We start from the raw sequence: 8,801 nt of genomic DNA, 5'->3' as shown, positions 1-8,801 counted from the left end.
CCGCCCGCGACCTTCGCGTTCGCGCCGTCGGCCCGCGTGGTCCTGGGGGTGGACCGTCGGCGCGACGCACGCGCGGCTCGCGCTGACCGACCTCGCGTCGACCGTGCTGGCGCAGCGCGACCTGCCACTCGTCATCACGGACGGGCCGGACCTCGTGCTCGACCGCGTGGCCGAGACCGGGGCCGAGCTGCTGCGTGAGGCCGGCCGGCCGGCGACGGACCTCGCCGGCGTCGGCGTCGGTCTGCCGGGGCCCGTGGAGCATGCGACCGGCAAGCCGAACAACCCGCCGATCATGCCCGGCTGGGACGACGCGGACGTGCCGGCGATCCTCGGTGCACGGTTCCACGCGCCCGTGCTCGTGGACAACGACGTGAACATCATGGCGCTGGGCGAGCACCGCGCCGCCTGGCCCGACGTGGCCGACCTGCTGTTCGTCAAGGTCGCCACGGGCATCGGCGCGGGGATCATCGCCGACGGCGCGCTGCGGCGCGGTGCGCAGGGGTCGGCGGGCGACATCGGGCACGTGGCCGTGCCGGGCGTCACCGATGTCGTGTGCCGCTGCGGCAACGTCGGGTGCCTGGAGGCCATCGCCAGCGGACAGGCCGTGGCGAGCCGGCTGGAGGGCGCCACCACGCCCGCCGACGTCGTCGCCCTGGTGCGGGCCGGCGACGTGACCGCGAGCCAGGCCGTGCGCCAGGCCGGACGCGACATCGGCGCGGTGCTGGCCACGAGCGTGAGCCTGCTCAACCCCTCGATGATCGTGATCGGCGGCATCCTGGCCGACGCCGGGGAGCACATCGTGGCGGGCATCCGCGAGGTGGTCTACCAGCGCTCCCTGCCCCTGGCGACCCAGCACCTGCGGATCGTCACGGCGCGCACCGGCACCCAGGCGGGCGTGCTCGGCGCGAGCGCCATGGCGGTGGACCAGGCCCTCTCCTCCGACGCCGTGGACCGTCTGGTCGCCTGACCCGGTCCACCACGTGTCAGACGCTCAGATCCCCCGGGGGATCTGAGCGTCTGACCTCTGTGGGCTAGCTCAGGTCCTTGACCCGGACGTCGCGGTAGCTCACCGCCTCGCCCTGACCGTGGTTCTGGAGCCCGATGAACCCCTGGGCGAGGTCACGCGCGGGGTCGGTGCTGACGAAGTCGTTCACCAGCTCACCGTTGAGGATCACCTTGATCGCCTGCCCCTCCACCCGGATCTCGTAGGAGTTCCAGGACCCGACCGGCTTGAGCGCCCGCTCCACGGCCTCCGGGTCGGCGCCCTGGAAGGTGTAGATCGCGCCCGTGGTGCGGTCCGGCTCGTCGGTGGCGTCGATCTGGATCTCGTAACCCTGGTTGACGGCGACCCACGGGTCGTTGCCCGGGTCCGGGAAGCCGACGAAGACGCCGCCGTTGTCGTCCTTCTTGAGCTTCCAGTCGAGCTTCAGGCTGTACTCGTTCAGCTCCGTGGAGTGCCAGAGCAGACCCATGCCCCCGCTGCCGCGCAGGGTGCAGTCGCCCTGCCGGCCGAAGGAGCCCGGTCCGGCCATGTTCCAGCCGTCCAGCGAGGCCAGCGTGCCGTCGAACAGCGCGGTGTAGCCCCGCTCGTACCGCTGCGGCGCGCAGATGTCGGCCCCGCCGCCGACCTTGAGGAGGTCGAGGTTGACGTTGCCGTCGTCGTCCTCGTCGTAGCGCAGCGTGATGGTGTTGACGCCCTTCTTCAGCGGGAGGTCGCGCGTCGCCGTGGCCCACGTCTTCCAGTCGCCCGTGGACTCCAGCGCCCACGGCTCGACCTCCTGGCCGTTGACCAGCACTGACACCGTCTTGGTGCCCTGGAACGGGTTGGGCCCGTTCGAGTAGCGCAGGCTCACCGGCTGGGTGCCGGCGCGCTTGACGGTGGTGGTGAAGGTCGCGGACGCGCCGACCTGGCCGAAGCCGGCCGCGAACCCGGAGCCGGAGTAGCCGTTGTGCTCGTTGGCCACGTTCGCGCTGCCACGGAGCGTCGCCTCCTCCGCCTCCTGGAACCCCGCCGGCGCCTTGTAGCCCGGGATCGCGTTGAGCGTGTACCAGGCCTCCGTGTTCCACAGCTCCCGGCCCTCGGCGTCCGCGAACGGACGCGGGCTGCGCAGGTGCACGACGTAGCCGGGCTGGCGCCCGTCCACGGTGAGCGTCACCTTGGTGCGGTCACGGGAGACCTTGGCGTCCGCCACGAACAGCTGCTGCTCGTCGACCTTCGGGCCGCCGTAGGCGCGCGTGGGCACGTAGCGCCAGTGGTCCATGCGGAACGCCGCGTTCGGGTCCTCGGCGATCTTGTCCACCGTCTCCTGCGAGAGCGGCTGCGTGTACTCGACCTCGAAGCCCTTCTTCGTGACCCGCATCTCGGTCATGTCGAAGGCGTCCTCGCCGTTGGGCGCGAGCTTCTGCAGGCCGTAGCGCAGCTTGCCGGGCTCGCTCCAGTTGCCGCCCTCGCCGATGCCGCCGACGTACAGGGCGCCGTCGGGCCCGACGACGGTGCGGTTCACGCCCGCCTCGAGGCCGGCCGAGTGCCGGAACACGGCGCCCTGGTACTCGCCACCGACCTTCTCCAGGAAGCCACGCTGCAGCCCGCCGTAGGTCACGTCACCGAACACGAGCTGGCCCTCGTACGGGCCCTCCTCGATCTGCACCGGGGCGCTCGGCGAGTTGCCGATCTCGTTCTGCGGCACCCACAGCGCCGGCGCCGAGACCGGCTTGGCGTCGTAGGGTCCGGCGGGGTTGGTGAAGTGGTTGAAGAACTTGCCCTGCTCGATGTGCACGAGCTTGGAGCTGGGCAGCCAGGCGCCCTGGTTGTCCATCACGAACAGCTCGCCGTCCGGGCCCTTGACCATGCCGTTCGGCGTGCGCAGGCCGCCGGCCACGAACTCGACCTCGCCGGTCTCACGGTCCACCTTGATGGCGGTGCCGCGGTTCTCGGCGGGCTGCGGGTCCGTGGTGGCGCCGCCGTTGTTGATGGCCACCGAGAGGTTCACGTAGAAGCTCTCGTCGTCGTACAGCAGGCCGAACGCGAACTCGTGGAAGTTGCCGCCGAACGGCCACTCGGCCACCGTGCGGTGGTCGTCGTAGAAGCCGTCGCCGTCGGGGTCCGTGAGCTCGGTGAGCTTGTCGCGCTCCGAGACGTAGATGGAGTCCCCGATCACGGCGATACCCATCGGGTTGAACAGGTCGGTGGCGACCTTCTCGTACGTGACCTCGTCCTTGGAGGTCTCGCCGGTCACGTTGTCGAGGAGGAAGACCTCGCCGGGCTCCGGGTCCTCGACCCAGCCACCGGGGCTCACCGAGCCGGACGTGACCACGGCGAGGCGGTCGTCGTCGGTCCAGTCGAGGCCCGCGACCATGGGCTCGAAACCGTCGGGCCGCAGGTCGGTCAGCGTGTAGCCGGGGTAGACGGAGTCCAGGCGCATGCCGTCGCCCGCCGAGTCGTCCTGGCCCTCGCAGTACTTGGTGCCCGGAGCGGTCACACGGACGACGCCGGCCTCGGTGCTCAGCACGCTGGACGGCACGACGACGAAGTCGCTGGTGCCCGGCGTGCGCCACTCGAGCTTGAGGATGTTGTCGTTCGTGTTGTCGAAGTACTCCACGCGCAGGTCGTGGTAGCCGGCGGTGAGCGCGACGGTGCCCTCCTTCGACTCCGCGCCGTGCAGACCGTCGTTGTCGATCACCTCGGCGTCGTCGATCACCAGGCGCGAGCCGTCGTCGCTGGTCAGCCGGAACTCGTAGTTCCCGTCCGCCGGCACGTCCAGGTTGGCCAGCGCGTGCGCGATGAAGCGCTCGCCCATGCCGAAGTCGGCCTCGGTCGAGTAGTCGATGGTGGGCTTGAGCTGGTCGACGTTCGGCGTCTGGCCCGAGCGGAGCGTGCACAGCTCGCTGAGGTCGCGGGCCAGGTCGTAGGTGCGGAGCGTGACACCCGGTTCCTGCGGCGGCAGGTCGTCCGCGGCGGTGGCGACGGGCACGGCCCCGGACAGCATGACCGCTGTCAGCACGACGGCGGTCGCGCCTGCGGCCGCCTGTCTCGTGCGGATCTTGGTTCCACGTTGAAGCATGAGGTCTCCTCGGTCGGCATTGACCTTGCGGGGAGAACCTACGGGGGACTTCTGTCGGCCGTCAAGCAAAAGTTGTCAGATGTGGAGCGTTATGCGGGGTGCACGGCGGGGCCGGCGCCTCGCGCCGACCTTTGTTCGGCAGTTGGCATCGAGCTCGGCACAGGCCTGTGCCGAGCTCGATGCCAACTGCCGACTTCCCGCCGAGCGGTCGAGCTACAGCGCCGCGGGGCCGCCCTCCAGGAGCGCCTTGAACCCGTCCTCGTCCAGGGTCGGGATCTCCAGGGCCTCGGCCTTGGCCGCCTTGGTCCCGGCGTTCTCCCCCAGCACCACGTAGTCGGTCTTCTTGGAGACCGACCCGGAGGCCTTGCCGCCCGCGGCGATGATGGCTTCCTTGGCGCCGTCGCGCGTGAAGTCCACCAGGGAACCGGTGACCACGACGGTGAGGCCCGCCAGGGGCCCGGTGGGCTCGGTGTCGGCCTCGGCCATCGCGGCCGGACCGGGGTGCCCCGGGGTGGCGAGCCGGACGCCGGCCTCGCGCCAGGCGGTGAGGATGCCCTGGTGCCAGTCGACCGCGAGCCAGGCCTTGATCTCGGCGGCGATCACGGGGCCCACGCCCTCGACGGCCGCGAGCTCCTCCTCGGATGCCGCCTCGATCGCGTCCACCGACCCGAACCAGCCCGCGAGCGCCCGGGCGGCGACGGGCCCGACGTGCCGGATGTTGAGCGAGACGAGCATGCGCCACAGGTCCTTGGTCTTGGCGCGCTCGAGCTCCTCGAGGAGCTTGGTCGCGTTCGCCGACGGCGCCCAGTCCGGCAGGGTCTCGCCCGCCTCCTCGGCGGCGGCACGCTGCGCCTTGCCGTGCGTGAGCTTGCGGCGGAACGGGGCGCGGCGGCGCACCACGCCGTCGTCGTCCATCTTGGGCAGGCCGGTCTCGGCGTCGCGGACCACGGCCTCGATGGGCAGCAGCTGGTCGAGCGTGAGGGAGAACAGGCCGGCCTCGGTGATCAGCGGCGGGGTCTCGGGCACGTCGGGGTGGGTGAGCGCGGCGGCGGTCACCTCGCCCAGCGCCTCGATGTCGAGGCCACCGCGCGAACCGATGTGCTCCACGCGCCCGCGCACCTGTGCGGGGCAGGACTCCGCGTTGGGGCAGCGCAGGTCGACGTCCCCCTCCTTCATGGGCCGCAGGGGCGTGCCGCACTCGGGGCAGTTCGCGGGCATCACGAAGTCCTCGCGCGGGTAGCCGTCGTCCGCGAGGGCGGACACCGGGCCGATGATCTCGGGGATCACGTCGCCCGCCTTGCGCAGGACCACGACGTCGCCGATACGCACGCCCTTGGCCTTGACCACGTCCTGGTTGTGCAGCGTGGCCTGACGCACCGTGGAGCCGGCGACCAGCACGGGTTCCATCACGGCGTACGGGGTGGCACGACCGGTGCGGCCGACGCCGATCTGGATCGCCAGCAGGCGGGTGTTGACCTCCTCCGGCGGGTACTTGAAGGCGATGGCCCAGCGGGGCGCGCGGCTGGTCGAGCCGAGCTTGCGCTGCTGCTCCAGGGCATCGACCTTGAGGACGATGCCGTCGAGCTCGTGCTCGATGTCGTGGCGGTGCTCCCGGAAGTACTCGATCATCTCCAGCGCGCCGTCCAGGCCGCCGACCACCCGGTTGTGCGGCGAGACGGGGATGCCCCACTGCTCGAACAGGGTGTACGCGTCGGACTGCCGCGCCAGCTCCTCGTGCTCGCCCGCCTGCCACTGCAGGGCGCCCACACCGTGCGCATACATGCGCAGGCCCTCGACGCGGGCGATACCAGCCTCCAGCTCGAGCCCGTCCTTGTTCTCCAGGAGCTGCCGCAGGCCGCCCGCCGCCGCGTTGCGCGGGTTGGCGAACTGCGGGAAGCGGCGGAGCGCGGCAAGACGTGCCTTCTCCACGTCGAACTCCTTGGCGCCGGGCTGCCGCTCGGCCCGTTCCTGCGCCGCGTCCACGAGCCGGTCGCGGAGCGTCGCCTGGAGCTCGTTGAGCCGGGCGAAGGTCGCCACCGGGATGAACACCTCGCCGCGCACCTCGACCAGGTCAGGGTGACCCGTGCCGTCGAGCTGCTGGGGGATGCCGGCGATGCGCAGCACGTTCCGCGTCACGTCCTCGCCCACTCGCCCGTCGCCGCGCGTGACGCCCCGGACGAGACGGCCCTTCTCGTACACGAGCGAGATCGCCAGCCCGTCGATCTTGACCTCGCACAGCAGCCCGGGAGTGTCCGTGCCGAGGTCACGGTGCACCTTGTCGGCCCACACCCCGAGCTCCTCGGTGCTGAACGCGTTGTCGAGCGACAGCATCTGCTCGATGTGCTCCACGGTGACGAAGCCCGCGGTCGCGACGCCGCCGACGCTCTGCGTCGGCGACTCCGGCGTCATCAGACCGGGGTGCGCGGCCTCCAGCTCCTCCAGCTCGCGCATCCGCACGTCGTAGTCGGCGTCGGACGACACCGGGGCGTCGTTCTCGTAGTACGCCCGTCGATCCTCCTCGATCCGGGCGACCAGCTCCGCCCATCGGCGCTGCGCCGCTGCCTCGTCGCCCGTGTCGGCCGGTCCTGGGATGCCCGTCGTCTCGCTCACGGACACAATCATGGCGTGAACCACTGACATTCGAGCGGTCACCATTGCGCGCCCGCGGCGAAGACGCTGCCGACCAGGCCATTCGCCGCGATCCGCCCACTATCGCGCAGGAGCACGTCCCGCTAACATTCGAGCAAAATGCCGCAAATCTACTGAGAGCAGGGGTCCCTTGAAGATCGCCGTCGTCGGTGCCGGGTTCGCAGGTCTGGCCACCGCGAAAACCCTCCGCGAGTTCGACCACGAGGTCACCGTCTTCGAAAAGGCACCGGATGTCGGCGGTGTGTGGAGCGCGACCCGTCGATACTCCGGCCTCCGGACGCAGAACAACAAGGATTCGTACGCGTTCTCGGACCTCCCGATGCCACGGGAGTACCCGGAGTGGCCGACGGGCGAGCAGGTGCAGGCCTACCTGGAGCGGTACGTCGCGAAGTTCGAGCTGCGCCCCTACCTCAGGCTCGCGACCGAGGTCGTGCGCGCCGAGCTGACCGACGCGGAGGACGGCTGGATGGTGACGGCGCGCCGCATCGGCGCCCCCGTCTCGGCGCCCGAGCGGTTCGACCACCTGGTCGTGGCCAACGGGATCTTCTCCGACCCGGTCTTCCCGCAGTACGAGGGCTACGCCGACCTGGTCCGCGCCGGCGGCAAGCTCGTCGCGTCCAGCCAGCTCAACAACCTCGAGGACGCCCGCGGCAAGAACGTCGTCGTCGTCGGCTACGGCAAGTCCGCGTGCGACGTCGCCGCCGAGATCGGCGTGGTGGCCGAGTCCACCACCGTCGTCGCCCGGCGTCTGCTCTGGAAGATGCCGAAGCGCATCGCCAACTCGCTGAACATGAAGTACCTGCTGCTGTCCCGCCTCGGCGAGGCCCTGTTCAAGTACCAGGAGCTGGACAACGGCATGGAGCGATTCCTGCACGGTCCGGGCGACAAGGTCCGCGCGAGCATGCTGTCGAGCATCGGGTCGGTCGCGACCTGGCAGTTCAAGCTCAAGAAGCTCGGGCTCGTGCCCACGGGCGAGTTCGCCGACATCGCCAACAGCACGGTGTCGCTGTCGACCGACGGGTTCTACGAGCAGGTCGCGAGCGGTGCGATCAAGGTGCACCGCGACACCGAGATCCAGCGCTTCGAGGCCGAGGGCGACCGCCCCGTCGCGGTGCTCAGCGACGGCAACCGCATCCCGGCCGACCTCGTGGTCTGCGGCACCGGCTTCCACCAGCGCGTGCCGTTCCTGGACGACGCCGTGTCCGCCCGCCTGCTGGACGACGAGGGCAACTACAAGCTCTACCGCCAGATCCTGCCCGACGGCGTGCCGAACCTGACCTTCGCGGGCTACAACTCGTCGCTGTTCTCGCCCCTGTCCGCCGAGGCCGGCGCGATCTGGATCGCCGCCTACCTGGCCGGCGTCGTGGACCTGCCCCCCGTCGAGGAGCGCCGCAAGCACGTGGCCGAGCGCGTGGCGTGGATGGAGAAGCGCACGGGCGGCAAGCACGCCCGCGGCACCAACGTCATCCCGTTCTCGATGCACCAGATCGACGAGACGCTCGACGAGGCCGGCGTGAACATCAGCCAGCGCGCCCAGGTCGTCCAGTGGCTCCTGCCGATCGACCCGTCCGTCTACAAGAACGTGGTGCCGCGCCTCAAGGAGCGCATCCAGGCGCGGTCCGCCAAGGAGCGGGTCGGCTCCGACTCCTCGTCCGTGGGCTGACCGCCCGCCGACCCGGAAGCCGTCCTTCTGCGACACGGTAAGGACACACCGCGGGCCCGGCCGAGAGAATCGGCCGGGCCCGTGGTGTCTGTGTCGGACGGCGGAGCGTCAGGACCGGCTGCCGTCCGCCAGCGGAGAGGTGAAGCGCACCGGCAGGCTGCGCGGGTACCGCGACCACGGCGAGACCGACATCTTGATCGAGTCGTAGGCCACGGTCAGCTCCATGTCGAGGATCCTGCGCAGCAGGGTGTCCACGGCGATGCGGCCGATGAGCGGGCCGATGCGGTGCGCGGGGCACGAGTGGGCCCCGGCGCCCCACGTGAGGTGGAACCGGCTGCCCAGCTCCTCCCACGGGTCGTCGGTGCGGATGGCGCGGTCGGCGTTGGCCGCCGCGACCGCGGGGACCAGCGCGTCGCCGAGCGCGATCC

3 protein-coding genes and 2 pseudogenes are annotated in these 8,801 nt (G+C 70.8%); 2 read left to right on the top strand and 3 right to left on the bottom strand.

Annotated elements, in window-relative coordinates; all coding sequences use genetic code 11:
- Positions 1 to 967: pseudogene (locus tag PROKR_RS19955) on the top strand (ROK family protein); the annotation flags it as partial.
- Positions 968 to 1,031: 64 nt separating this feature from the next.
- Here the strand turns inward: PROKR_RS19955 and PROKR_RS19950 are convergent.
- Both PROKR_RS19950 and ligA read right to left on the bottom strand, forming a co-directional pair.
- Positions 1,032 to 4,061 carry a 3-keto-alpha-glucoside-1,2-lyase-like domain-containing protein gene (locus PROKR_RS19950; RefSeq protein ID WP_036966203.1) on the bottom strand — a complete coding sequence of 1,010 codons (3,030 nt, stop codon included), beginning with the start codon at positions 4,059 to 4,061 and terminating at the stop codon, positions 1,032 to 1,034.
- Positions 4,062 to 4,274: 213 nt separating this feature from the next.
- Positions 4,275 to 6,683 (bottom strand): NAD-dependent DNA ligase LigA, encoded by a 2,409-nt coding sequence (gene ligA / locus PROKR_RS19945; RefSeq protein ID WP_036966200.1) that lies wholly within the window; start codon positions 6,681 to 6,683, stop codon positions 4,275 to 4,277.
- Between the two features lie 157 nt (positions 6,684 to 6,840).
- On the opposite strand from ligA, the gene PROKR_RS19940 reads away from it, so the two are divergent.
- The gene (locus PROKR_RS19940; protein WP_036966197.1) at positions 6,841 to 8,373 is read left to right on the top strand and encodes a flavin-containing monooxygenase; all 1,533 of its coding nucleotides are present in this window, start codon (positions 6,841 to 6,843) and stop codon (positions 8,371 to 8,373) included.
- 108 nt (positions 8,374 to 8,481) lie between these two features.
- Here the strand turns inward: PROKR_RS19940 and PROKR_RS35575 are convergent.
- Positions 8,482 to 8,801, bottom strand: a pseudogene (locus PROKR_RS35575) (hypothetical protein); the annotation flags it as partial.

The sequence above is a fragment of the Promicromonospora kroppenstedtii DSM 19349 genome (genome assembly GCF_000515355.1).
GTDB lineage: Bacteria > Actinomycetota > Actinomycetes > Actinomycetales > Cellulomonadaceae > Promicromonospora > Promicromonospora kroppenstedtii.
Note: the sequence above shows the minus strand (reverse complement) of the source record. Positions and strands in the feature narration are given on the sequence as shown.

Excerpts from the sequence above, each read along its gene's own strand:
- PROKR_RS19950 (WP_036966203.1), bottom strand. The coding sequence starts at position 4,061 with ATGCTTCAACGTGGAACCAAGATCCGCACGAGACAGGCGGCCGCAGGC.
- ligA (WP_036966200.1), bottom strand. The coding sequence starts at position 6,683 with ATGATTGTGTCCGTGAGCGAGACGACGGGCATCCCAGGACCGGCCGAC.